The 22,537-nt window shown below is 58.2% G+C and carries 22 protein-coding genes; 6 read left to right on the forward strand and 16 right to left on the reverse strand.

Annotated features, from left to right (window positions below; genetic code table 11):
- Positions 1–61 precede the first annotated feature (61 nt).
- The 4 genes from QMX93_RS12685 to QMX93_RS12700 all read right to left on the reverse strand — a co-directional run bounded on the left by QMX93_RS12685 (position 62) and on the right by QMX93_RS12700 (position 3,977).
- On the reverse strand, positions 62–679 hold the full coding sequence (locus QMX93_RS12685; protein ID WP_053118534.1) for an NlpC/P60 family protein: 618 nt from the start codon (positions 677–679) through the stop codon (positions 62–64).
- Positions 680–905: 226 nt separating this feature from the next.
- A complete protein-coding gene (gene hda, locus QMX93_RS12690) occupies positions 906–1,610 on the reverse strand; it encodes a DnaA regulatory inactivator Hda (protein ID WP_034156234.1) in 705 nt (234 codons plus the stop codon).
- Between the two features lie 206 nt (positions 1,611–1,816).
- Positions 1,817–2,890, reverse strand: coding sequence for an AI-2E family transporter (locus QMX93_RS12695; RefSeq protein ID WP_053118532.1), 1,074 nt, complete (start codon positions 2,888–2,890; stop codon positions 1,817–1,819).
- Positions 2,891–2,921: 31 nt separating this feature from the next.
- A complete protein-coding gene (locus tag QMX93_RS12700; protein ID WP_282356350.1) occupies positions 2,922–3,977 on the reverse strand; it encodes a DUF2066 domain-containing protein in 1,056 nt (351 codons plus the stop codon).
- 374 nt (positions 3,978–4,351) lie between these two features.
- Here QMX93_RS12700 and purM point away from each other — a divergent pair, with 374 nt between their 5' ends.
- From purM to QMX93_RS12715, 3 genes are read left to right on the forward strand one after another with little or no spacing between them, the layout of a single operon-like run.
- Positions 4,352–5,410: a phosphoribosylformylglycinamidine cyclo-ligase gene (gene purM, locus QMX93_RS12705; protein ID WP_053118528.1), complete on the forward strand. Its 1,059-nt coding sequence runs from the start codon at positions 4,352–4,354 to the stop codon at positions 5,408–5,410.
- Positions 5,410–6,060, forward strand: a complete 651-nt coding sequence (gene purN, locus QMX93_RS12710; RefSeq protein WP_053118526.1) for a phosphoribosylglycinamide formyltransferase — start codon at positions 5,410–5,412, stop codon at positions 6,058–6,060. Before purM ends, purN begins: the two co-directional genes overlap by 1 nt.
- Before the next feature lie 8 nt (positions 6,061–6,068).
- Positions 6,069–6,782 (forward strand): DUF3108 domain-containing protein, encoded by a 714-nt coding sequence (locus tag QMX93_RS12715; RefSeq protein ID WP_282356357.1) that lies wholly within the window; start codon positions 6,069–6,071, stop codon positions 6,780–6,782.
- A gap of 167 nt (positions 6,783–6,949) precedes the next feature.
- On the opposite strand, the gene QMX93_RS12720 is transcribed toward QMX93_RS12715, so the two are convergent.
- Positions 6,950–8,575 carry a methyl-accepting chemotaxis protein gene (locus QMX93_RS12720; protein ID WP_282356360.1) on the reverse strand — a complete coding sequence of 542 codons (1,626 nt, stop codon included), beginning with the start codon at positions 8,573–8,575 and terminating at the stop codon, positions 6,950–6,952.
- Positions 8,576–8,713: 138 nt separating this feature from the next.
- On the reverse strand, positions 8,714–9,736 hold the full coding sequence (locus tag QMX93_RS12725; RefSeq protein ID WP_212544261.1) for an amidohydrolase family protein: 1,023 nt from the start codon (positions 9,734–9,736) through the stop codon (positions 8,714–8,716).
- A 154-nt stretch (positions 9,737–9,890) separates the two neighbouring features.
- On the opposite strand from QMX93_RS12725, the gene QMX93_RS12730 reads away from it, so the two are divergent.
- Together QMX93_RS12730 and QMX93_RS12735 are read left to right on the forward strand one after the other, a co-directional pair.
- Positions 9,891–10,307, forward strand: coding sequence for an OsmC family protein (locus tag QMX93_RS12730; RefSeq protein ID WP_053118518.1), 417 nt, complete (start codon positions 9,891–9,893; stop codon positions 10,305–10,307).
- 61 nt (positions 10,308–10,368) lie between these two features.
- A complete protein-coding gene (locus QMX93_RS12735) occupies positions 10,369–11,235 on the forward strand; it encodes a pirin family protein (RefSeq protein ID WP_282356365.1) in 867 nt (288 codons plus the stop codon).
- Between the two features lie 202 nt (positions 11,236–11,437).
- On the opposite strand, the gene QMX93_RS12740 is transcribed toward QMX93_RS12735, so the two are convergent.
- The 4 genes from QMX93_RS12740 to QMX93_RS12755 form a co-directional block, all read right to left on the reverse strand.
- A complete protein-coding gene (locus QMX93_RS12740; protein ID WP_282356368.1) occupies positions 11,438–12,166 on the reverse strand; it encodes a dienelactone hydrolase family protein in 729 nt (242 codons plus the stop codon).
- 68 nt (positions 12,167–12,234) lie between these two features.
- A complete protein-coding gene (gene htpG, locus QMX93_RS12745) occupies positions 12,235–14,139 on the reverse strand; it encodes a molecular chaperone HtpG (protein ID WP_053118568.1) in 1,905 nt (634 codons plus the stop codon).
- Positions 14,140–14,221: 82 nt separating this feature from the next.
- Entirely contained in the window at positions 14,222–14,674 is a 453-nt protein-coding gene (locus tag QMX93_RS12750; RefSeq protein WP_282356370.1) for a PaaI family thioesterase, read from the reverse strand.
- Positions 14,671–15,147 (reverse strand): PaaI family thioesterase, encoded by a 477-nt coding sequence (locus tag QMX93_RS12755; protein WP_282356373.1) that lies wholly within the window; start codon positions 15,145–15,147, stop codon positions 14,671–14,673. The genes QMX93_RS12750 and QMX93_RS12755 overlap by 4 nt, the downstream gene beginning before the upstream one ends.
- Positions 15,148–15,305: 158 nt before the next feature.
- On the opposite strand from QMX93_RS12755, the gene QMX93_RS12760 reads away from it, so the two are divergent.
- Positions 15,306–15,542: a hypothetical protein gene (locus QMX93_RS12760; RefSeq protein ID WP_053118505.1), complete on the forward strand. Its 237-nt coding sequence runs from the start codon at positions 15,306–15,308 to the stop codon at positions 15,540–15,542.
- A gap of 76 nt (positions 15,543–15,618) precedes the next feature.
- Here QMX93_RS12760 and QMX93_RS12765 read toward each other — a convergent pair whose 3' ends face one another.
- The 6 genes from QMX93_RS12765 to lpdA all read right to left on the reverse strand — a co-directional run bounded on the left by QMX93_RS12765 (position 15,619) and on the right by lpdA (position 22,456).
- Positions 15,619–16,020, reverse strand: a complete 402-nt coding sequence (locus QMX93_RS12765) for an MAPEG family protein (protein WP_282356376.1) — start codon at positions 16,018–16,020, stop codon at positions 15,619–15,621.
- Entirely contained in the window at positions 16,020–16,757 is a 738-nt protein-coding gene (locus QMX93_RS12770) for a DUF599 family protein (RefSeq protein ID WP_159815062.1), read from the reverse strand. The genes QMX93_RS12765 and QMX93_RS12770 overlap by 1 nt, the downstream gene beginning before the upstream one ends.
- 253 nt (positions 16,758–17,010) lie before the next feature.
- A complete protein-coding gene (brnQ, locus tag QMX93_RS12775; RefSeq protein WP_282356379.1) occupies positions 17,011–18,324 on the reverse strand; it encodes a branched-chain amino acid transport system II carrier protein in 1,314 nt (437 codons plus the stop codon).
- Between the two features lie 448 nt (positions 18,325–18,772).
- Positions 18,773–19,654: a succinate--CoA ligase subunit alpha gene (gene sucD / locus QMX93_RS12780; RefSeq protein ID WP_008082972.1), complete on the reverse strand. Its 882-nt coding sequence runs from the start codon at positions 19,652–19,654 to the stop codon at positions 18,773–18,775.
- Complete coding sequence (sucC, locus tag QMX93_RS12785) at positions 19,654–20,820, reverse strand: ADP-forming succinate--CoA ligase subunit beta (RefSeq protein ID WP_007919879.1); 1,167 nt, start codon at positions 20,818–20,820, stop codon at positions 19,654–19,656. The genes sucD and sucC overlap by 1 nt, the downstream gene beginning before the upstream one ends.
- A gap of 199 nt (positions 20,821–21,019) precedes the next feature.
- A complete protein-coding gene (lpdA, locus tag QMX93_RS12790; protein ID WP_053118492.1) occupies positions 21,020–22,456 on the reverse strand; it encodes a dihydrolipoyl dehydrogenase in 1,437 nt (478 codons plus the stop codon).
- Between the last annotated feature and the right edge of the window lie 81 nt (positions 22,457–22,537).

Consider the following 22,537-nt stretch of genomic DNA (forward strand, 5'->3'; position numbering starts at 1 on the left):
TTTGGTCTCCCCCCTGCCGGGCACCGTTTTGGGCGCGGCCCCCCCCGCGACAACGGGGGAATTACTTGCGAGCGGTGACCACGGTCGGGGCCATGGCGAGTGCACGCTTGGCTTCGATAAAGGTCTTGCTCCAGTAGCTGTCACCGAGGTTGTCGATGCGAACACCGCCGCTACGACGACTGCTGGAGTGAATGAACTGGTTGTCGCCCAGGTAGATCCCGGCGTGACTGACACGACCGCGACGACCATTGGTGGCGAAGAACAGCAGATCGCCCGGTTCCAGATCGCTACGCGAGACCAGTGGTGCGTCTACGTTGATCATTTCGCGGGTGGAGCGCGGCAGGTTCATGCCGGCTTCTTCGCGGAACAGGTAACCGATGAAACCGCTGCAGTCGAAACCGGCTTCAGAGGTACCGCCGAAACGGTAACGGGTACCGATCAGGGACATGCCGCGTTCGAGAATGCTGTCGGCCAGAACCGGCAATTCATACGGCTTGCTGCCGCTGAAGTCTGCGAGTTCTTTTTCGGTAGCCAGCTCTTCCTGATAAATAACGGAAGACTGAGCAGTGGAAGAATTTTTAACCTGTTGAGGCTGCTCTTGGACTGGAGAATGAGCAGCGCAACCGTACAACAGGGTGACGAGTGCGAGAGGCACGAGGGGTGCGAAGCGCTTTAGCATGGGCACGACCGTGGCTGATAGTTGTAAAGAAGCCGAGACTATGCCCGCTATCAACCTCATTTGCAAATTCAATCGATCTTTTTGTGACTTCTCGGTTTCTCGTTTACATCTAAGCGCTTAAGCCCATTTCACTCGTTACGCGGCCTGCACCCGGTGCAGGAAAGCGCTTTTTCTGACGCCTGAAATATGCCGAAACGTGCTCAAAGCCGCACAGACACAGGGCTGGCTACCAACCGAGAGTTTCTTTAAGGAAGGGAATTGTCAGCTTGCGCTGAGCTTGCAGCGAAGCCTGATCGAGCTGTTCGAGCAAATCAAACAACGCGCTCATGCTGCGGGTACCGCGAGTCAAAATGAAATGCCCGACTTCATCGGTCAGGTGCAGACCGCGACGCGATGCGCGCAATTGCAGGGCACGTAATTTGTCTTCATCGGAGAGAGGACGCATCTGGAAAATCAGCGCCAGGGTCAGGCGCGATTTGAGGTCGGCCAGTTTGACCGGCAATTCACGTGGCGAGGTCGCCGCCGCAATCAACAACCGTCGACCGCTGTCACGCAAGCGGTTGAACAGGTGAAACATCGCCTCTTCCCAATCAGCCTTGCCGGCAATCACCTGCAAATCATCCAGGCAAACCAGTTCGTACTGTTCAAGGTTGTCGAGGATTTCCACACCGCGATCCATCAACTCGGCCAATGGCAGGTACACCGCCGGTTCGCCCATCTGCTCAAAACGCAAGCACGCAGCCTGCAACAGATGCGTACGCCCTACCCCGTGCTTGCCCCAGAGATAAATCAGGCTTTCGGTCCAGCCGGCGTCGGCTTCGCATAGGCGCTCGACATAGCCGAGTGCAGCGGCATTGGCGCCTGGGTAGTAGTTGATAAAGGTGGCGTCGTCACGCAGACGCACACCTAGGGGCAGCTGAATCGGTTTCATGCTGACTGAACAGTTCTCAAGGAACCGTTAGTGGCCTCTGTGTAAAGTTTGCGAAGTTTATACCCGTGAGGCGGAGCGCACAATGCAGCAGACCCCAAGCAAAATCAAAGGTTTGCGTTAACACACTGGTTTTATGACAGTTTCTCTGACGCAATCACCTGCATGACACGGGCCAACCCGGCGCACCGCCGGGCTGTCCGTCGTGATTACAACTCCGGCTCATCCACTCCGCTGTACATATCAGAGTCTTTATACAAATCGTGCATATGGCGCACCAAGACCATGATCACCGCTGCCACGGGCAGCGCCAGCAGCACACCGGTAAAACCAAACAGCTCGCCACCGGCCAGAATCGCGAAGATCACCGCCACCGGGTGCAGGCCGATGCGGTCGCCGACCAGCAATGGCGTCAGCACCATACCTTCCAGTGCCTGACCGACCATGAACACTGCGACGATGCCGACCATCGGGTACAAATCGCCACCAAACTGGAACAACCCGGCAATCAGCGCCGCACCGATACCAATCACGAAGCCCATATAAGGCACGATCGCCGCCAGACCCGCGATCAGGCCGATCAACAGCCCCAGCTCCAGACCGACGATCATCAGGCCCGCCGCATAGATCACGCCCAGCGCCAGCATCACCAGCAACTGGCCACGAACAAACGCACCCAGAACCTCATGGCATTCGCCGGCCAGCGCTACTACGCGCTCTTCGCGATCACGCGGCAGCAGGCTGCGGATCTTGGCCATCATCACGTCCCAGTCGCGCAGCAAGTAGAAACTCACCACCGGGATCAGCACCAGATTCGCCAGCAGGCCGATCAACGCCAGACTCGACGCCGTGGCCTGACTCAGCACCACACTGACGATGTCGGTGGTCTGTCCCATGTGTTCGCTGATGGCCGCTTTGACCTTGTCGAACTTCCAGAAACCGTCCGACAGCCCAAGCTTCGCCTGTGCCCACGGCAGCGCCGTGTGTTGCAGCCAGTCGAGCATTTGCGGCGCCAGTTCGTACAAACGCAGCAACTGCTTGGCGAGCATCGGTACCAGCACCAGCAACAGCGTGGTGACGATCAAGGTGAACAAGGCGAACACCGCGATCACGCCCCATGTACGCGACAGCCCGAGCTTCTCCAGACGATCCACCAGTGGATCGAACAGATACGCGAGCAGCAGCGCCACCAGAAACGGTGTGAGGATCGGGTGCAGCAACCATACAAACGCGCAAAGCAGGACAACCCCACCGAGCCAGAACCAACGCCGCGTATCGGCCATGAACCACTCCTGCTTCTATATAAGGAAAGACTTACCAGCGAAACCGTAACGACGGTGCTGCCGGTGTCGGGGCCGGAGCCGCGACCGGTGCTGCACCTGCCACCGCAGGCGGCGGCGCGAGCGGTGCAGGCGCCTCGGCCGGCAATTCCTGCAACTTCGCCAGCGACAACTGCGCGCGCATCTGGTCGGCACTGCCATTGACCCGATAGACGATGCGATCGCCATCGACACTCTGCAGACGCACGCCGAACGGTTCGAGCAACCGCAACAGCGCCGCATAATGCTCAAGATTCATGCCCTGCACTTCCAGAGTCTGCTGCCCCGACGCACCAGGCTTGGCAACAAACCGTGGCGCCAGACGCTCAGCCACCGCCAGCATCACCGCATCGGCCACAGCAGCCTGATCGGCGCCCTGCACCGTGCCGGCCTCTTTCTGATCGCCCAGCCACAAATGCCATTTCGCCTGCCACTGCCCGCCTTCTTCGCGCGCATGCACGGCCAGCAAGCCATCGGCGTTGTAACGTTCGGAAACCCCGCGCAACGGCCCCGGATCCGTACCTTCCAGCGCCGGCGCAGTCGCGACCAGTTGTTCACTCAGATCCGCCAACGGCAACCGCAGCGGCAACCCGCGATGCTGAGCCGCCACACGCAACGGCCCGGCAGTCGGTTGACCATCACCCACCAGATACGTGCCGTCCGCTGATTCGTTCAACCACCAGCTCAGGATCGACGGCCGACTGGCGCCCCACATCGACAACCCGGCGCGGCGCAAGGCCTGCCCGGTAGCGTTCGGATCGAAGTTGACCTTGAGCACCTCCGGCGGCCCGGCGTCGAAGCCGAACTGAGTGATGATCTGCTGCGGATTCTTGCGAATATCCGCCAGCCCGGGATTTTGCGCAGCTTTCGGGTCACCGGTCAGGCGCAACACCAACGTGTCCAGTGCGGCCTGAGTGGCGCGATCACGCTCCTCCGGCGCCTGGCTGGTGACCGGCTGACTGACTTGATAGAGACCTTTGAGGTTTTCGGCATGACTCGCCAGGCTGACCACAGACAAACAACCCACAACCAACAATTTACGAAAAAGCATGGAAAATTCCCGTCGACAGGAGCGGCTGGAACAGGCCGCGTGAACCGGTTAAGCAAGGCTGTGACCCTTCACCTTCGCAAAACATTCACACGGCGGCGGTAAGTTTTTACGTAGTGATAACGATAGACGGTTAATTGCCACACCTTATACAGGCAGTGATACGCCTTAATTGCAAAAAATTTCCCGAGATAATGGCCCTGCCCGTCGGTGCGAGGATGGCCGCTGCCCCTCAAGCCTGATAAAATCGCGCGCCTTCGCAGACCGGCAACAGCCGGGTCCCTCGAAACTCGCGTGAGGCACTCGCCCCCTCGATTTCGATGTTCCCGCTGAACTCGGTCGTTACCCCTGAATCCCCTCCCCTAAAGGCCTGGATCATGAGCAAGCAACCCTCCCTGAGCTACAAGGACGCCGGTGTAGACATCGACGCCGGTGAAGCATTGGTCGAACGCATCAAGAGCGTCGCCAAGCGCACTGCGCGCCCGGAAGTCATGGGCGGCCTGGGCGGTTTCGGCGCCCTCTGCGAAATCCCGGCCGGCTACAAGCAGCCAGTGCTGGTTTCCGGCACCGACGGCGTCGGCACCAAGTTGCGTCTGGCGCTGAACCTGAACAAGCACGACAGCATCGGCATCGACCTGGTCGCCATGTGCGTCAACGACCTGGTGGTGTGCGGCGCTGAGCCACTGTTCTTCCTCGACTACTACGCCACCGGCAAACTCAATGTCGAGACCGCGACCCAAGTGGTTACCGGCATCGGCGCTGGCTGCGAACTGTCGGGTTGCTCGCTGGTTGGCGGCGAAACCGCTGAAATGCCAGGCATGTACGAAGGCGAAGACTACGACCTGGCCGGCTTCTGCGTCGGCGTTGTGGAAAAAGCTGAAATCATCGACGGTTCGAAAGTTGCCACCGGTGACGCGCTGATCGCGCTGCCATCGTCCGGCCCGCACTCGAACGGCTACTCGCTGATCCGCAAGATCATCGAAGTCTCCGGTGCCGACATCGAAAACATCCAGCTCGACGGCAAACCGCTGACCGACCTGCTGATGGCCCCGACCCGCATCTACGTGAAGCCGCTGCTCAAGCTGATCAAAGACACCGGCGCCGTCAAAGCCATGGCCCACATCACCGGTGGCGGCCTGCTCGACAACATCCCGCGCGTTCTGCCAAAAGGCGCTCAGGCTGTTGTTGACGTCGCCAGCTGGACTCGCCCGGCCGTGTTCGACTGGCTGCAAGAGCAAGGCAACGTTGACGAAACCGAGATGCACCGCGTGCTGAACTGCGGCGTTGGCATGGTCATCTGTGTGGCTCAGGAGCACGTTGAAGTCGCCCTGAACACTCTGCGTGACGCTGGCGAGCAGCCTTGGGTGATCGGTCAGATCGCTGCTGCCGCCGAAGGCGCAGCTCAGGTTGATCTGCAGAACCTTAAGGCTCATTAATGTCCGCACCCTGTGATGTCGTGGTGCTGTTGTCCGGCACCGGCAGTAACTTGCAGGCTTTGATCGACAGCACGCGAGCCGGCGACAGCCCGGTTCGCATCGCTGCGGTGATTTCCAACCGCGCCGACGCGTACGGCCTGCAACGCGCCAGTGACGCGGGTATCGCTACCCGCTCGCTGGATCACAAGGCATTCGAAGGTCGTGAGGCCTTCGATGCTGCACTGATCAAACTGATCGACGAATTCCAACCCAAACTCGTGGTACTGGCCGGTTTCATGCGCATTCTCAGCGCTGATTTCGTTCGCCATTACCAAGGGCGCCTGCTCAACATCCATCCGTCGCTGCTACCCAAATACAAAGGGTTACACACTCATCAGCGCGCGCTGGAAGCCGGCGACACGGAGCACGGCTGCTCCGTGCACTTCGTCACCGAGGAACTCGATGGCGGACCACTGGTCGTACAGGCAGTAATACCGGTAGAGTTGCACGATTCGCCGCAGAGTCTGGCGCAGCGGGTTCACGTTCAGGAACACCTGATCTACCCGATGGCCATACGCTGGTTTGCTGAAGGCCGGCTGGCCCTCGGTACGGACGGTGCTTTACTGGATGGCCAGTTACTCGCGGCCAGCGGCCACTTGATTCGACACTAGGAGATTTTATGCGTCGCGCCCTGCTTCTCGCTTGCGCCTTGTTTGCCCTGCCCTTCGCACAGGCAGCAGACCTTCAACCGTTCTCCGCCAGCTACACCGCCGACTGGAAACAGCTGCCGATGAGCGGCACCGCCTCGCGCAGCCTGACCAAGGAAGCCAACGGCGTCTGGAAACTCAGCTTCAAGGCATCGATGATGATCGCCAGCCTGAGCGAAGAAAGCACCCTGACCCTGGACAAGGACACCTTGCTGCCACAGTCCTACCACTTCGAACGTGGCGGTCTGGGCAAAGCGAAAAAGGCTGACCTGGACTTCGACTGGGCCAATAAACTGGTGACCGGCACTGATCGCGGCGACGCCGTGAAGATCCCGCTGAACCGTGGCATGGTCGACAAATCCACCTACCAACTGGCGCTGCAGCACGACGTGGCTGCCGGCAAGAAAAGCATGAGCTATCAGGTGGTTGATGATGGCGAGGTCGATACCTACGACTTCCGCGTGCTGAGTTCGGAGAAAGTCGAAACCAAGGCTGGCCAGATCGATGCGATCAAGGTCGAGCGCGTTCGCGATCCGACACAAAGCAAGCGCATCACCGTCCTGTGGTTCGCCAAGGATTGGGATTACCTGCTGGTTCGCCTGCAACAGGTTGAAACCGACGGCAAGGAGTACAACATCATGCTCCTCGACGGCACGGTCAACGGCAAAGCCGTTAAAGGCAGCTGATTCGACGCACGATGAAACAGCCCCGCGAGATGCGGGGCTTTTTTTTGCTGGCAACTTGCGCCTCTGTAGGAGCTGCGGCACGCTGCGATCTTTTGATCCTGATCTTAAAAAATCAACATCAAAAGATCGCAGCCTCGTTTCACTCGACAGCTCCTACAGGGGTAATTTCAGACAGAAAACTTCGCCACCATGCTGTTCAAATCCACCGCCAACCGCGACAACTCCTGACTCGCCGCGCTCGTCTGATTCGCCCCCGTCGAGGTCTGCATCGCCAGATCACGAATGTTCATCAGATTACGATCCACCTCCCGCGCCACCGCCGCCTGCTCCTCCGACGCACTGGCGATGACCAGATTGCGTTCGTTGATCAGCGTAAACGCCGAGGCAATCTCCTCCAGCGCTACCCCGGCAGCCTTCGCCAGCCCCAGTGTCGAACGCGCCCGGATATTACTCTGCTGCATCGAATTAACCGCCGAATCGGTGCCCTGCTGAATCCCGCTGATCATCTGCTCGATCTCGTGCGTCGATTGCTGCGTGCGATGCGCCAGTGCGCGCACTTCATCCGCCACTACCGCAAACCCTCGCCCGGCATCACCGGCCCGCGCTGCTTCAATCGCCGCGTTCAGCGCGAGCAAATTGGTCTGCTCGGCAATCGAGCGAATCACGTCCAGCACCTTGCTGATGCCATGCACCTTGTCCGCCAGATTCTCGACCTGCGTGGCATTGTTGGTCACGTCTTCAGCGAGAAACTCAATCGACGACACGGTCTGCTGCACCTGTTCACGCCCATGCTGAGCAATGCGATCCGATTCACGCGAAGCTTCGGACGTCGCCACCGCATTGCTGGCAACCTCCTCAACCGCTGCCGTCATCTGATTCACCGCCGTCGCCGCCTGTTCGATTTCCAGACTCTGCTGATGCAACCCGCGCGTAGCGTCTTCCGTGACGCAGCTCAGCTCTTCCGAGGCCGAGGCGAGTTGGCTGGAGGATTCGGAAATTCGCCGGATCGTGTCGCGCAAGTTGTGCTGCATGCTTTGCAACGCTTGCAGCAGCCGCGCCGGCTCATCCTTGCCGCTGACAGTGATGTCGCCGGTCAGGTCGCCAGCAGCGACCACTTCCGCCACTCCAAGCGATTGCGCCAGCGGCAGCACGATGCTGCGCGTCAGCATCACCGCGAGACCGATGGTGATCAGCGCGGTAATGCCGATCATCACCCCGACCCACACCCGCGAATTGGTGAACACCAGCCGAGCGGCCTCGGTGGCGAGATTGGCGTTGTGTTTGTTCAGTTCGACCAGCTCACGCAGCGTGACTGCGATTTCATCGGCCAACGGGCTCATCTGGCCGTTGAGAATGCTCGCCGCCTCTTCCACGCGGTTCCGCGCGGACAGCTGCATCACCTGCGCCTGATATTCCAGGTATTTGTGTTCGGCGACCTTGAAGCGATCAAACAACGCGCGCTCCTCCGGCAGAACAATCAGCACGTCATAAGTTTGCTGGGCTTCGCTGAGCACGCCGCGCAGCTCATTGAGCTTGGCGACGTTCTGCTCAAGCGCCTGCGGATCGCGATTGAGCAGCAGGCGCATGGTCAGCGCACGCAGGCGCAACATGTCCTGACTCATCTCGCCGACCGCCATCACACTGGGCAGCCAGTTGTTATCGACCTCGTCGGATTGCGCACGCATGTTCGCCATTTGCAGCAGGGCGAACGCCCCAAGGGCAAACACCATCAGCGCCAACAGGCCAAAACCCAGGCCAGCGCGCGGGGCAATATTGAGACTACGGATACTCATTGCTCTGGTTCCTTCCAAAAGCGCTGCATCAACCCTGCAGCTGGTTGCTTTAGAAGGTATCGGCCCTTTGCGAATTTGCGTAAGACGAAATAGTGATATCAAAACGCCTTAATACTTCGAACGCTTGGCAATAACGTTTCAGCGATCAATACCTGACTTGGGCGAAGTTTTCGGCAGGATCGCGAGGAAGTTATCCCGCGCGACTTTATGCGCGACCTCTGTAGGCAATGCGTCGAGGAACGGATTGAAGCTGTGCATTTCCTTGCCCAGCTTGTTGAATCGACCTACGACGTCCGAGCCCAGCATGAAGCGCTCAGGGTAGCGCTCGACCAGCGCCAGCCACTCTTTGCGCGGCTTGCCTTGCTCATCCAGCAGATACGGGGTGAGCATGCTCCACGACAGGTCGATGTACAGATTCGGATAGGCCTCCAGCATGCGCGTCAGCGTTGGCAGCAAGAAATCCATCTGTGTCTGATGCCGATGAATCTCGGCGCTGGTGCCGGCGTGCGCCCAGATAAACCGGGTGTGCGGATGGTTGCGCAGCGGCTCTTCGACTTCCGACAGATAAAGCGGATTTTTCTCACGCTTGGAGGTGATGTTCGAGTGCAACATCACCGGCAAATCGTTCTCGGCGGCCAAGTGATAAATCTTGGTCATCGCCTCATTGTTGGCGCGCGGGGTGTCGCCGGAGGTCAGTGCCGTCAGGTCATCATGGCGGGTAAACACTTCGCCAATGCCCTGCCACAGCCCCGGGTACAGATCGAGCATGCGCTGAATGTGCGCGGCGGAGTTCTTGTCGTTCGGATTGAAGCCGGAGAGGAACGGATGAAAGTATGGCCGCTGCTCAGCAGGCAGTTTTTGCACGGCATCGGCGACGATCACATCAGTGGCGCTGTACCAATAGGCATCGGCGTCATCACCGGCGTAATAGCGTGGACGTTTCGGTTCATCCTCATGCCATTTCTTCGCCACCGGAATGCCGGAAATCATCACATGCTCGACGGAATTGTCTTTCATCGCTGTCAGCAATTTCGGCATGCCAGCGGTTTCCTGGAAAAAATCCACGTAATGCAGGTGCGCATCGCTGTAGGTGTAATCCCGCGCATGGGCGGCACCGGCAATCAGCAACAGGCTGGCAAGACTCAAACGAAACAAGGACACAAGTAATCTCCGGCAGGTAGGCACAGACTAGACCCCAGCGCAGCCACCGGGGTTCAGCCAGCCGGAAAGTGAAACGTTCAGCGGCGACAATGCTCTATAACTGCAAGATCCTTTTTTGATCGAAGTACTATTTCCCACCGATAGCGAGGTTCACATGACCATCACCGTCAATACCGTCTCTGCCGAAGGTTTCCGTCACTCCGTAAAAATCGATGATCTGGAATTGTTCACCGACGTCCCGGCAGCTGCCGGCGGTGAAGGCACGGCGCCAGAGCCGCACGATTATTTCGACGCCGCGCTGGGCGCCTGCAAAGCCCTGACCCTGAAAATGTACGCAAAAAAGAAAGACATCCCGCTGACCGGTGTGGGCGTCGACGTCAAACGCGACAACAGCGAAGAGCAGAAAGGCAAATACGTCCTGCACGTCACCCTCACCCTCAAAGGCGTGCTCACCGATGCTCAACGTGAAGAACTGCTGCGCGTCGCCGACCGCTGCCCGATTCACAAGCTGATGACCACCAGCGACGTCACCATCGAAACCCACGCACCACAAGGCTTCGACAGCCAGTAACCCTCCTGATGCCAGCGGCGGGTTATGCTTCTGGCATCACCCGCTCAGCCTGGAACGCACCATGGACACGCAACCTCTGATCATCCGCCCGCGCGCCGAAGACGTCGAAGGCCAGCCGATTCTGCGCCCGTTGCCGTCAGCCAAATGCCGCAGCGTCGGGCCATTCGTGTTTTTCGACCACATGCTCGAAACGGTTTACCCCACGGGCAAAGGCATGAACATCCGACAGCACCCGCACATCGGTCTGTCGACCCTCACCTACTTGTTCCAGGGGCAGATCCAGCACAAGGACAGCCTCGGCTCCGACCAGGTGGTCAGCGCCGGCGATGTCAGCTGGATGACCGCCGGCAGCGCGATCGCCCACGTTGAGCGCACGCCGGAGCCATTGTGGGATCATAATTTCACGATGCACGGCTTGCAGATCTGGCTAGCCTCGCCCAAGGATCACGAACAAGGCCCGGGGCATTACAGCCATCACCCAGCGGCGACGTTGCCGGTCAGCGATAACCTTGGCGTGCAGATTCGCATGATTGCCGGGTCAGGCTTTTGCCTGGAATCACCGGTGCCGGTGCTTTCTCCTACGTTATATGCCGAAGTGCAGATGCAAACGGCGACCACCCTGCTGATTCCGACCGAGCATGAAGAGCGGGCGGTGTATGTGTTGAGTGGTGATGCGCAGTTGAACGGCGAAGCGATTGAGCCGCATGCGCTGGTGGTGTTGCCGGCGGGGGAAGAGATGAGTCTGTTTGCCGAGAGTGATGTGCACGCCGTGGTGTTTGGCGGCGCGCCACTGGACGGGCCTCGGCGGATCAACTGGAATTTTGTCGCGAGCGATCCGGCGGCGATCGATGAAGCACGGCGTAAATGGGCGGCCGGGGATTGGCCGACGGTGCCGGGGGAAGTTGAGCGGATTGAATTACCGCGTTAAAAAGCTACCCTCACCCCAGCCCTCTCCCAGAGGGAGAGGGAGCCGACCGAGGTGTCTGGCGTCATACATTAACCTGAAAAATCTTGGCGATTATGGATTCAGCACAGCCCTTTCAGGTCGGCGTAACCCTCAAGCATCCCCCAATCAGTCCCCTCTCCCTCCGGGAGAGGGTTAGGGTGAGGGGCTTTTAGCTTTCCAGGCTTCAGCTTTTGAACACTTCATCCAGCAAATCATGCATCGACTTGAACGCGCGCTTGGCCGTTTTCTCGTCGTACATCATCTTGCCCGGCACGTTCGCATGCGGGTCAGTAAACGAGTGCACCGCACCGCCATAGCTGAGCAACTGCCAATCGACATTCGCCGCGTTCATCTCATCTTCAAACGCCGGCAATTGCTCTTTCGGCACCAATGGATCAGAAGCACCGTGCAACACCAGCACCGAGCCCTTGATGTTCTGCGCATCCGCCGGGTTCGGCGAATCGAGCGTGCCATGGAACGACACCGCCGCTTTCACCGGCGCACCGGTGCGCGCCAGATCCAGTGCACAGCAGCCGCCAAAGCAGAAACCGAACACCGCCAGTTTCGAGGTATCAACCGCCGCTTCGCCCTGCTTCTGCAACTGCTCGAACGCCGCCTGCATCCGCGTACGCAGCAGTGCGCGATCATTCTTCAACGGCATCATCGCCGCGCCAGCCTGATCAGCGTTTTGCGGACGCACGGCCTGACCATAGACGTCAGCAATCAACACCACGTAGCCCTTGGCCGCCACCGACTTGGCGATTTCTTCCGCGCCCGCGCTGACGCCCATCCAGTTCGGCGCCATCAACAAACCCGGACGCGCGCCTTTGTGCTCGGCGTCGAACGCCAGACGACCTTCATAAGGCTGGCCGTCAATCTGATAGACCACGGAACGTACTGTGACTTGGCTCATTTCTGACTCCTGATTTGCTAAACACCAGAATGAAAAAACCCGCCGAAGCGGGTTTTTCTACGACTTGGTTAAACCGACAGCTCAACCAGCAGCTTGTTCAGACGGCGCACATAAGCGGCCGGATCCTTCAAGCTGTCGCCGGCAGCCAGGGCTGCCTGATCGAAGAGGATGTGCGACAGGTCGCCAAAACGCTCTTCGCTCTGCTCGCCATCGAGTTTCTCGATCAGCGGGTGGCTTGGGTTGAATTCGAAGATCGGCTTCGAATCCGGCACTTTCTGCCCGCTGGCTTCGAGGATCTGACGCATTTGTAGACCCAGATCCTGTTCGCCGATGGCCAGAATGGCCGGCGAATCGGTCAGACGATGGGATACCCGGACTTCCGCCACGGAATCGCCCAGCGCGGTTTTCAGACGCTCAACCAGACCTTCTTTGGACTTGGCGACTTCTTCTGCAGCTTTCTTGTCCTCTTCCGAGTCCAGGTTGCCCAGATCGAGGTCACCGCGTGCCACGTCGACAAACGTCTTGCCGTCGAACTCGCTGAGGTAGCTCATCAGCCACTCGTCGATGCGGTCGGTCAGCAGCAACACTTCGATGCCTTTCTTGCGGAAGACTTCCAGGTGCGGGCTGTTCTTGACCTGCGCGTAGGTTTCGCCGGTGAGGTAGTAGATCTTGTCCTGACCTTCCTTGGCGCGGGCCAGGTAGTCAGCCAGACCGACGATCTGCTCGCCGTCGTCGCCGTTGGTCGATGCGAAACGCAGCAGACCGGCAATTTTTTCCTTGTTGGCGAAATCTTCTGCCGGGCCTTCTTTCATGACCTGACCGAAGTTCTTCCAGAAGCCTTTGTATTGCTCAGGCTCGTTTTTCGCCAGTTTTTCCAGCATGTCCAGCACGCGTTTGGTCAGCGCGGTTTTCATCGAATCGATGATCGGGTCTTTCTGCAGGATCTCACGCGACACGTTCAGCGACAGGTCGTTGGAATCGACCACGCCTTTGATGAAGCGCAGGTACAGCGGCAGGAAGGACTCGGCCTGATCCATGACGAACACGCGTTGCACGTACAGCTTCAGGCCTTTCGGCGCTTCACGCTGGTACAGGTCGAACGGTGCGCGGGCCGGCACATACAACAGCGAGCTGTATTCGAGCTTGCCTTCGACTTTGTTGTGGCTCCAGGCCAGCGGGTTTTCAAAGTCGTGAGCGATGTGTTTGTAGAACTCCTGGTATTCCTCGTCCTTCACTTCAGTGCGAGGGCGAGTCCACAGGGCGCTGGCGCGGTTCACGGTTTCCCACTCGGCCGCTGGTGTTTCTTCACCTTCAGCAGGTGCCACTTCTTTCGGCAGCTCGATTGGCAGCGCGATGTGATCGGAGTACTTCTTGATGATGTTGCGCAGACGCCAGCCATCGGCGAATTCGTCTTCAGCAGCTTTGAGGTGCAGAACGATACGGGTGCCGCGCTCTGGCTTGTCGATGTTCGCAACTTCGAACTCGCCCTCGCCTTTCGACGACCAGTGCACGCCTTCGCTGGCTGGAGTGCCGGCGCGACGGGAGTACACGTCAACCTGGTCGGCAACGATGAACGCGGAGTAGAAACCGACACCGAACTGACCGATCAGGTGCGAATCCTTCTTCTGATCGCCGGAAAGGTTTTTCATGAAATCGGCAGTGCCGGATTTGGCGATGGTACCCAGGTGGGTGATCACATCGTCACGGTTCATGCCGATACCGTTGTCTTCGAGGGTGACGGTCTTGGCGTCTTTGTCGAAGCTCACACGGATTTTCAGATCAGCGCCACCTTCGAGCAACTCTGGCTTGGCCAGGGCTTCGAAGCGCAGCTTGTCGACAGCGTCAGAGGCGTTCGAGATCAATTCGCGAAGGAAAATTTCCTTGTTGGAATACAGCGAATGGATCATGAGGTGCAGCAGCTGCTTCACCTCGGTCTGGAAGCCCAGGGTTTCCTTTTGAGTTTCCACACTCATGGTCATCAAACTCCAATCAGATGGCAGTGGCCGCGACCCGAAATGGTCGGCGGCGGGTTGTTCTCTGAGTTTGGGGCGCTGTTCAGGATTTCAAGGGCTCATCAATTTTGAAGTGCGCGCGAGCGGTGGCAATCGGCTCGCCTTCGGTGCTTTGCCACGCCGTGATCGCGACGTTGGCGACGCGACGCCCCTGCCGGCACACCTGACATTTGGCCCACGTGTCGCGGAATTGCCCGGCGCGCAGGTAATCGAGGGAGAAATCGATAATCTTCGGCACGCCCGGCGCTTCGGTGAAGATCAACAGATGCAGGGCCGCAGCCAGTTCCATGAACCCGGCAATCACGCCGCCGTGGATGGCAGGCAGTAAAGGGTTACCAATGTTGTCCTTGTTCGCTGGCAACTTGAACAGCAGTTCATCGCCGACCCGCGAACATTCGACGCCGATCAAACCTGCGTAGGGAATCAGCTTCAACAGTGGCGCGTAATCACCTTGAGCATGAGCGCGTTGCAGCTGCTGTTTCAGATCATCGCTCATTGCCCTGCTCCCTTTATCGCGCCGCCGAAGCCTTTGGTGCCTTTGAGGCCCTTGCCCATGCGCATAAAGGTGCCGACGACGTGGGCGATGGGTTGTTCCGGGTCATCTTGATAGGCGAAACCGCGAGCAAAGATCACGTCAGTGGTCACCCGGTAGCACTGGGCGAAGCCATAGACGTCTTTGTTCGGTTCGGCGGCGTGCATATAGTCGATGCGCAAATCGAGGGTCGGGCAGACTTCGAATTCCGGCAACACGCACAGTGTCGACATCCCGCAAGCGGTGTCCATCAACGAGGTGATTGCCCCGCCGTGAATCACGCCGGTCTGCGGATTTCCGACAATTCGTGAGCTGTAAGGCAGGATCACCGTAAGCCCTTCGCTGGAGGCTTCATGTACCCGCAACCCCAGTACCTGACAGTGTCTTAACGCTGAAAGAAATCGCGTCGCGCGCTCAAAAACGGGGTTTTCAGCCATATGATAATTACTCTCGTTAAAGCCATTGGCCAGTAGTAGCCAACAGGCCAAAAGTTCCGTGGCAAAACAAACTTATATATCTGAAACAAATGAGGAACTTAACCTGTAGCGCAAAGCTCTTAAGGCCAGTAGTTATTTTCCATAAGGAGAAACACCCCATGCGTAAGACTTTTGCTATTGCCTTGATGTTGACCGCTTCCCTCGGTCTCGCTGCCTGCGATAAAAAATCCGAGGACAAAGCTCAAGATGCCAACCAACATGCTGAACAAGCTCAGCAAGACATGAACAAAGCTCAGGATAAAGTGAACGACGCTGCGAAAGAAAACGCCGAAGCTGCCAAAGCTCAGGCTGAATCGAACGCTGCCGCGCAAGACGAAGCTGCTAAAAAGCAATAATCTGCTTTTTACCGCTGAAAAAGGAAACCCGCCAAGTGCGGGTTTTCTTTTGTCTGGGATTTAATGGCAATGGCGCTTAGAGCAAAAGGGTTCTAAAAGTCGGACTAATCATCAGCAACAGCGAACACACTAAGCCAACGAACCAGACCAGGCTACGCAGCGCTGGCAGATCGGCCAGGTAGAACCACAAATAAACGATGCGGGCGATGACGAAGATGATCGCCAATGTATCGATCAGCCATCCTACCGTTTGCGTGGTGTGCGCCATTAACACACCCACGGCAAATAACATGAACGCTTCGATACTGTTCTGATGCGCCGCCAGCGCCCTCGCGCCGTATCCGGTCAGTTGCGCCTGTTGTTGGCGCGGCAAGTGGTTGTTGTAACCGCCCTGCTCTTTCATCGCCTTGGCCACCGGCATACGCGCCACATAAATCAGCAAAGCGCTGATAAACACACACCAGAACGGAATACTCATCAAGCGGCCTCTTTGTTCGCCTCGGGAATGGGCGCCTCTGTAGGGGTATAGACCATTACGTCGAGAACGTCGGAATGAAACTCGCGACGGTACAAGACCAGCACCACGCCAGTGCTCAACAACATGAACAGCCACGGGCTGACGAACCACGCGAGCATGGTCATGCCGAAGTAGTAAGAACGCAGACCGAAGTTGAACTGGTTGGCCGCCATCGAAATCACCCGCGCCGCCCGTGCCGCGAACGCTTTACGCTCCTGTTCGGAGACATGACGCTCGCCGATCATCGGCGCCGAACCGACCAGCACCGCCGCAAAGTTGTACTGGCGCATGCACCAACTGAAGGTAAAGAAGGCGTAGACGAACACCATCGCCAGGCACAGCAATTTGATTTCCGACATGCCCTGCGACGCTTGCTGCACCATCGGGATGTCCGCCAGCAACGACACCGCCCGCTCGGAGGCGCCGAGCACGGTGAGAATACCGGCGAGGATGATCAGCGTGCTGGAGGCGAAAAACGAGGCGTTGCGCTCCAGGTTGCCGATCACGCTGGCGTCGGCGATACGGTTATCGCGCAGGAGCATGCGGCGCATCCAGTCTTCTCGGTACAAGTGCAGCACGCTGGCCAGGCACGCGGTGTCGCGGCCCTTCCAGGTGGCATAACGGGTGTAACCGCCCCAGCAGATGACAAACCAGCACGCGGCGAGCAAGTGGATCAGATTGGCCTGGATGAACGACATGCAATTCCCTTGAATACGTGAACTTGTAGGAGCAGAGCTTGCTCGCGAAAGCGGCGTTTCTGTCGACATCAATGTTGAATGTCAGATCGCTTTCGCGAGCAAGCTCTGCTCCTACATAAAAGCGATGCAGTGCTTCGACGTTAGCCTAGGGAAAAAGACACTGCCTGACGCCCATAAAAAATGCCCCGTATCGATTGATACGGGGCATTTCTGTTTAAGCGTTGAAGACCCGCTTATGGCGGGTCAGCCAACCTCAGGCAACCGCTTCGCTGCGCTTGCCTAGCAGGCGATCACAAACCACTGCAACCACCAAAGTCATCACACACGGCACCAGCCACGCCAGACCTTGCTCGCTCAGCGGCAGGTGCGACAGCTGCGCTGGCATCCAGTCAGCCAGACCAGCGCCTTTCAGTGCGTCGATGCTGCCGAACAAGAACGACACCAGCATCACCGGGCCGAGGATACGACCGTGTTCATGCCAGAAGTCTTTGCAGAAGCTCAGCGCCACCAACACGATGCACGGCGGGTAGATCGCGGTGAGCACCGGAATGGAGAACGCGATCAGCTTGGTCAGACCGAGGTTGGACACCAGCAGCGAGAACGCCGCCAGAATGATCACCAGGGTCTTGTACGACAGTGGCAGCACACGACTGAAGTACTCGGCACAGGCGCAGGTCAGACCTACCGCCGTCACCAGGCACGCCAGCGAGATCAGTACCGCAAGGAAGCCGCTACCCAGTGAACCGAAGGTGTGTTGCACGTATGCGTGCAAGACCGCCGCGCCATTGGTTGCACCGACGGCCACTTCATGGCTGCCGGAACCCAGACGGAACAGGCTGATGTAGACCAGAGCCAGACCGACACCGGCAATCAAACCGGCGATGATCGCGTAACGGGTGATCAACTTCGGCGACTCGACGCCACGGGAGCGGATCGCGTTGACGATGACGATGCCGAACACCAGCGCGCCCAAGGTATCCATGGTCAGGTAACCATTGATGAAGCCTTGGGAGAACGGTGCCGCGACGTATTCCGGCGTGCCGTGACCGACGTCACCCGCCGGCAAGGCGAATGCAGCGATACCGAGCACGGCCAGCGCGATGATCTTCAGCGGCGCGAGGAAACGGCCAACGGTGTCCAGCAAACGGCCCGGGTAGAGCGAGATGAAGAACACCAGCAGGAAGTACACCGAGCTGTAGAGGAACAGCGCCAGCGGGCTTTCGCCGGTCAACGGCGCCAAACCGACTTCGAAGGACACGGTGGCGGTACGCGGAGTGGCAAACAGCGGGCCGACGGCCAGATAGCACGCAGCCGCAAGAATGCCGCCCGCGACTTTACCGATCGGGCTGCTCAGCGCGTCCATCGACCCACCGACCTTGGCCAGTGCGACAACGGTGATCACCGGCAAACCCACTGCGGTGATCAGAAAACCCAGCGCAGCCATCCAGACGTGAGGTCCGGCCTGCAGGCCAACGATAGGCGGGAAGATAATGTTGCCGGCCCCAACGAACAGGGCAAATGTCATAAAGCCAAGTGCCAGGATGTCCTGACCTTTCAAAACTTTCATTAAGGTAATACCACACTACTGAATCGGAATTTAGAGGGGGATTGCCCTGTGTAATTAGGGAAATGCTGTCGATCCGTATGGGACTGACCCTTAAAGCGCGTTGCATGCCTTGTGGGCGGCAGACGCAAAAATGGCTGCTAGCCTAACGAATTTGGCCTGCAAACGCACTGTTAGAGGGCGAACTATCCGATACGCGACGTTTCTGTGTCGCGTTTACGTATCTATTTTTCGTTGGTACGGCAAAGATCAAAAGATCGCAGCCTTCGGCAGCTCCTACAGGGGATGACGGTTGCCGGCCATCAAGGCATTTCGATCGCCCCCCAATGAAAACGCATTTCAATGTAGGAGCTGCCGCAGGCTGCGATCTTTTGATCTTCCAAATTGCAGAAACGACAAAGGCCACCCGAAGGTGGCCTTTGTTTGGTGAAGCGTCAGTTAAGCGCGAGGCTTACTTGACAGCCCAACCGGTCAGCTCGGCCAGGGCCTTGCCGATGTCTGCCAGCGAACGCACGGTTTTAACGCCTGCGTCTTGCAGTGCAGCGAATTTCTCGTCTGCAGTGCCTTTGCCGCCAGAGATGATTGCGCCAGCATGGCCCATGCGCTTGCCCGGAGGAGCAGTCACACCAGCGATGTAGGAAACAACCGGCTTGGTCACGTGTGCCTTGATGTAGGCAGCCGCTTCTTCTTCAGCCGAACCGCCGATCTCACCGATCATGACGATCGCTTCGGTCTTCGGGTCTTCCTGGAACAGCTTCAGGATGTCGATGAAGTTCGAACCCGGGATCGGGTCACCACCGATGCCGACGCAAGTCGACTGACCGAAACCGGCGTCAGTAGTCTGCTTCACAGCTTCGTAGGTCAGGGTGCCGGAACGCGAAACGATACCGACCTTGCCTGGCAAGTGAATGTGACCTGGCATGATGCCGATCTTGCACTCGCCCGGAGTGATAACGCCTGGGCAGTTAGGGCCGATCAGGACTACGCCCAGCTCGTCGCACTTAACTTTAGCGTCCAGCATGTCCAGGGTAGGAATGCCTTCGGTGATGCAAACGATCAGCTTGATGCCGCCGAATGCCGCTTCCAGGATCGAATCTTTGCAGAAAGGAGCCGGAACGTAGATCACGGAAGCGGTAGCGCCAGTGGCTTCTACTGCGTCTTTAACGGTGTTGAACACTGGCAGACCCAGGTGCTCGGTGCCGCCTTTGCCAGGAGTAACGCCACCAACCATCTTGGTGCCGTATTCGATGGCTTGCTGGGTGTGGAAACTACCTTGCGAACCGGTAATACCCTGGCAGATAACTTTGGTGTCTTTATTGATCAGGACGCTCATTATTTGCCCTCCGCAGCTTTGACAACTTGTTGAGCAGCGTCGGTCAGGCTGGTAGCAGCGATGATGTTCAAACCGCTTTCTGCCAGTACTTTAGCGCCCAGCTCAGCGTTGTTACCTTCAAGGCGAACAACAACCGGGATTTTCACGCCGACTTCTTTCACAGCGCCGATGATGCCTTCGGCAATCATGTCGCAGCGAACGATGCCGCCGAAGATGTTGACCAGTACTGCAGCGACGTTGGTGTCGGACAGGATGATCTTGAACGCTTCAGTTACGCGTTCTTTGGTAGCGCCACCACCTACGTCGAGGAAGTTGGCTGGCTTGCCGCCATGCAGGTTGACGATGTCCATGGTACCCATGGCCAGGCCAGCACCGTTGACCATGCAGCCGATGTTGCCTTCCAGTGCTACGTAGTTCAGCTCGAACTTGGCAGCGTGCGCTTCGCGCGGATCGTCTTGCGACGGATCGTGGAAAGTCTTCAGCTTAGGCTGACGGTACATTGCGTTGGCGTCGATGTTGATCTTGGCGTCCAGGCAGTGCAGATCGCCGTCAGCCTTGATCACCAGCGGGTTCACTTCCAGCAGAGCCAGGTCGTGATCCTTGAACAGCTTGGCCAGACCTACGAAGATCTTGGCGAACTGAGCAACCTGCTTGCCTTCCAGACCCAGCTGGAATGCCAGCTCGCGACCCTGGAATGGCTGAGCGCCAACCAGTGGATCGATAGTGGCTTTCAGAATTTTTTCTGGAGTGTCGTGAGCGATTTTCTCGATGTCCACGCCACCTTCGGTGGAAGCCATGAACACGATACGACGGCTCGAACGGTCAACGACAGCGCCCAGGTACAGCTCTTTAGCGATATCAGTGCACGATTCAACCAGGATCTTGGTGACTGGCTGGCCATTGGCGTCAGTCTGGTAAGTCACCAGACGCTTGCCCAGCCACTGCTGTGCGAAGGCTTTGGCGTCTTCTTTGCTGCGAACCAGCTTAACGCCGCCCGCTTTACCGCGACCACCAGCGTGGACCTGGGCTTTGACAACCCACTCACTGCCGCCGATTTTGTCGCAAGCTTCTGCTGCTGCTTCCGGGGTGTCTACTGCGTAACCAGTGGAAACTGGCAGGCCGTATTCAGCGAACAGCTGCTTACCCTGATACTCGTGAAGATTCATGCTTTTTACCGTCTTCGTTAGGTACTGCGCATTCGGCGCTGCGCTCGTATGAGTGCCGCGCCACCTGTGACTGCTGCTTGCGTAGCCTTTCCGGATACCCGGTGCAACTACGCAAGACTGCGTCCAGCGGACATTCCGCGGTGAGACTTGCTCGCAAGGCTCACGACGGGCCGTTACCGCCGTGGTTTCTTATTGTCTGTTAACGCTTTTTGCGGTTGGCAATGTGGATGGCGCCGCCATTCACAGCCAAAGCAGCTTCGTGCAAGGCTTCAGACAGGGTCGGATGGGAGAAAACCATCATGCCCAGGTCTTCAGCGCTGGTGCCGAATTCCATACCGATCGCGCCCTGCTGAACCAGTTCTGCAGCGCTCGGGCCAATCACGTGCACGCCCAATACGCGGTCAGTCTTGGCATCAGCGATAACCTTGACGAAACCACCGGTATCGTTGGCGGCCATGGCACGGCCGGAAGCGGCGAACGGGAAGGTGCCGACGTTAACTTCAACGCCTTCAGCTTTCAAGGCCTGCTCGGTTTTACCCACCCACGCGATTTCCGGGTGAGTATAAATAACCGAAGGGATCAGGTCATAGTTCATCTGGGCTTTGTGGCCCTTGATGCGCTCGACAACCATGATGCCTTCTTCCGATGCCTTGTGCGCCAGCATCATGCCGCGCACCACGTCACCGATGGCGAAAACGCCCGGTACGGTGGTCGCGCAGTGATCGTCAACGTGCACGAAACCGCGCTCGTCGAGGGTCACGCCGCTGTCGGAAGCCAGCAGATCAGTGGTCACCGGACGGCGACCAACGGCTACGATCAGCTTGTCGAAAGTAATGGTCTGTTCGCCGTTGGCATCGGTGTAGTTCACAACGACTTCGTCGCCATTCACTTTCGAGCCGGTCACGCGAGCGCCCAGTTTGATGTCCAGACCTTGTTTGGTCAGGGTTTTCAGCGCTTCCTTGGAAACAGCGGTGTCCGCTGCCATCAGGAAGGTGTCCAGTGCTTCGAGGACAACCACTTCCGAACCCAGACGCGACCATACCGAACCCAGTTCCAGACCGATCACGCCAGCGCCGATCACGCCCAGACGCTTAGGTACGGTTTGGAATTCCAGAGCGCCAGTCGAATCGACGATGACGTTCTGATCAACCGGAGCCGGTGGAATGTCGATTGGACGCGAGCCTGGAGCCAGGATCACGTTTTCAGCTTCGATGACTTCAACCGAGCCGTCTGGCTTGGTGACTTCGACTTTCTTGCCAGCCAGCAGTTTGCCGTGGCCCTGGATCGAAGTAACGCCGTTCGCCTTGAACAGAGTGGCAACGCCGCCGGTCAGGTTCTTGACGATGCCAGCCTTGCGGCCAACCATCGCAGCGACGTCCATTTTGACTTCGCCGGTCGAGATACCGTGAACGTTGAAGCTTTCTTTCGCTTCCTTGTATTTCCAGGAGCTGTCGAGCAGCGCCTTGGAAGGAATGCAGCCTACGTTCAGGCAGGTGCCGCCCAGGGCTTGCTTGCCTTCAGCGTCGGTGTACTTCTCGATGCAGGCAGTGGTCAGACCCAGCTGCGCCGCCTTGATGGCAGCCACGTAGCCACCAGGGCCAGCACCGATCACTACTACGTCAAATTTCTGCGACATTCAAAAAATCCTCTTTAGCAATAAAGCTACAAGCCGCAAGCAACAAGCTCCAAGCCCACCCCGCTCGCTTTGAGCTTGTGG

The sequence above is a fragment of the Pseudomonas sp. PS01303 genome (assembly GCF_029959385.1).
GTDB classification, from domain to species: Bacteria; Pseudomonadota; Gammaproteobacteria; order Pseudomonadales; family Pseudomonadaceae; genus Aquipseudomonas; species Aquipseudomonas rustica.

Excerpts from the sequence above, each read along its gene's own strand:
- QMX93_RS12765 (WP_282356376.1), bottom strand. The coding sequence starts at position 16,020 with ATGAGTATTCCGTTCTGGTGTGTGTTTATCAGCGCTTTGCTGATTTAT.
- brnQ (WP_282356379.1), bottom strand. The coding sequence starts at position 18,324 with ATGAAAGTTTTGAAAGGTCAGGACATCCTGGCACTTGGCTTTATGACA.
- hda (WP_034156234.1), bottom strand. The coding sequence starts at position 1,610 with ATGAAACCGATTCAGCTGCCCCTAGGTGTGCGTCTGCGTGACGACGCC.
- QMX93_RS12715 (WP_282356357.1), top strand. The coding sequence starts at position 6,069 with ATGCGTCGCGCCCTGCTTCTCGCTTGCGCCTTGTTTGCCCTGCCCTTC.
- QMX93_RS12755 (WP_282356373.1), bottom strand. The coding sequence starts at position 15,147 with ATGGCTGAAAACCCCGTTTTTGAGCGCGCGACGCGATTTCTTTCAGCG.
- purM (WP_053118528.1), top strand. The coding sequence starts at position 4,352 with ATGAGCAAGCAACCCTCCCTGAGCTACAAGGACGCCGGTGTAGACATC.
- QMX93_RS12735 (WP_282356365.1), top strand. The coding sequence starts at position 10,369 with ATGGACACGCAACCTCTGATCATCCGCCCGCGCGCCGAAGACGTCGAA.
- QMX93_RS12760 (WP_053118505.1), top strand. The coding sequence starts at position 15,306 with ATGCGTAAGACTTTTGCTATTGCCTTGATGTTGACCGCTTCCCTCGGT.
- QMX93_RS12730 (WP_053118518.1), top strand. The coding sequence starts at position 9,891 with ATGACCATCACCGTCAATACCGTCTCTGCCGAAGGTTTCCGTCACTCC.
- sucD (WP_008082972.1), bottom strand. The coding sequence starts at position 19,654 with ATGAGCGTCCTGATCAATAAAGACACCAAAGTTATCTGCCAGGGTATT.
- lpdA (WP_053118492.1), bottom strand. The coding sequence starts at position 22,456 with ATGTCGCAGAAATTTGACGTAGTAGTGATCGGTGCTGGCCCTGGTGGC.
- QMX93_RS12740 (WP_282356368.1), bottom strand. The coding sequence starts at position 12,166 with ATGAGCCAAGTCACAGTACGTTCCGTGGTCTATCAGATTGACGGCCAG.
- QMX93_RS12720 (WP_282356360.1), bottom strand. The coding sequence starts at position 8,575 with ATGAGTATCCGTAGTCTCAATATTGCCCCGCGCGCTGGCCTGGGTTTT.
- QMX93_RS12695 (WP_053118532.1), bottom strand. The coding sequence starts at position 2,890 with ATGGCCGATACGCGGCGTTGGTTCTGGCTCGGTGGGGTTGTCCTGCTT.
- QMX93_RS12685 (WP_053118534.1), bottom strand. The coding sequence starts at position 679 with ATGCTAAAGCGCTTCGCACCCCTCGTGCCTCTCGCACTCGTCACCCTG.
- QMX93_RS12750 (WP_282356370.1), bottom strand. The coding sequence starts at position 14,674 with ATGAGCGATGATCTGAAACAGCAGCTGCAACGCGCTCATGCTCAAGGT.
- QMX93_RS12770 (WP_159815062.1), bottom strand. The coding sequence starts at position 16,757 with ATGTCGTTCATCCAGGCCAATCTGATCCACTTGCTCGCCGCGTGCTGG.
- purN (WP_053118526.1), top strand. The coding sequence starts at position 5,410 with ATGTCCGCACCCTGTGATGTCGTGGTGCTGTTGTCCGGCACCGGCAGT.
- htpG (WP_053118568.1), bottom strand. The coding sequence starts at position 14,139 with ATGAGTGTGGAAACTCAAAAGGAAACCCTGGGCTTCCAGACCGAGGTG.
- QMX93_RS12700 (WP_282356350.1), bottom strand. The coding sequence starts at position 3,977 with ATGCTTTTTCGTAAATTGTTGGTTGTGGGTTGTTTGTCTGTGGTCAGC.
- sucC (WP_007919879.1), bottom strand. The coding sequence starts at position 20,820 with ATGAATCTTCACGAGTATCAGGGTAAGCAGCTGTTCGCTGAATACGGC.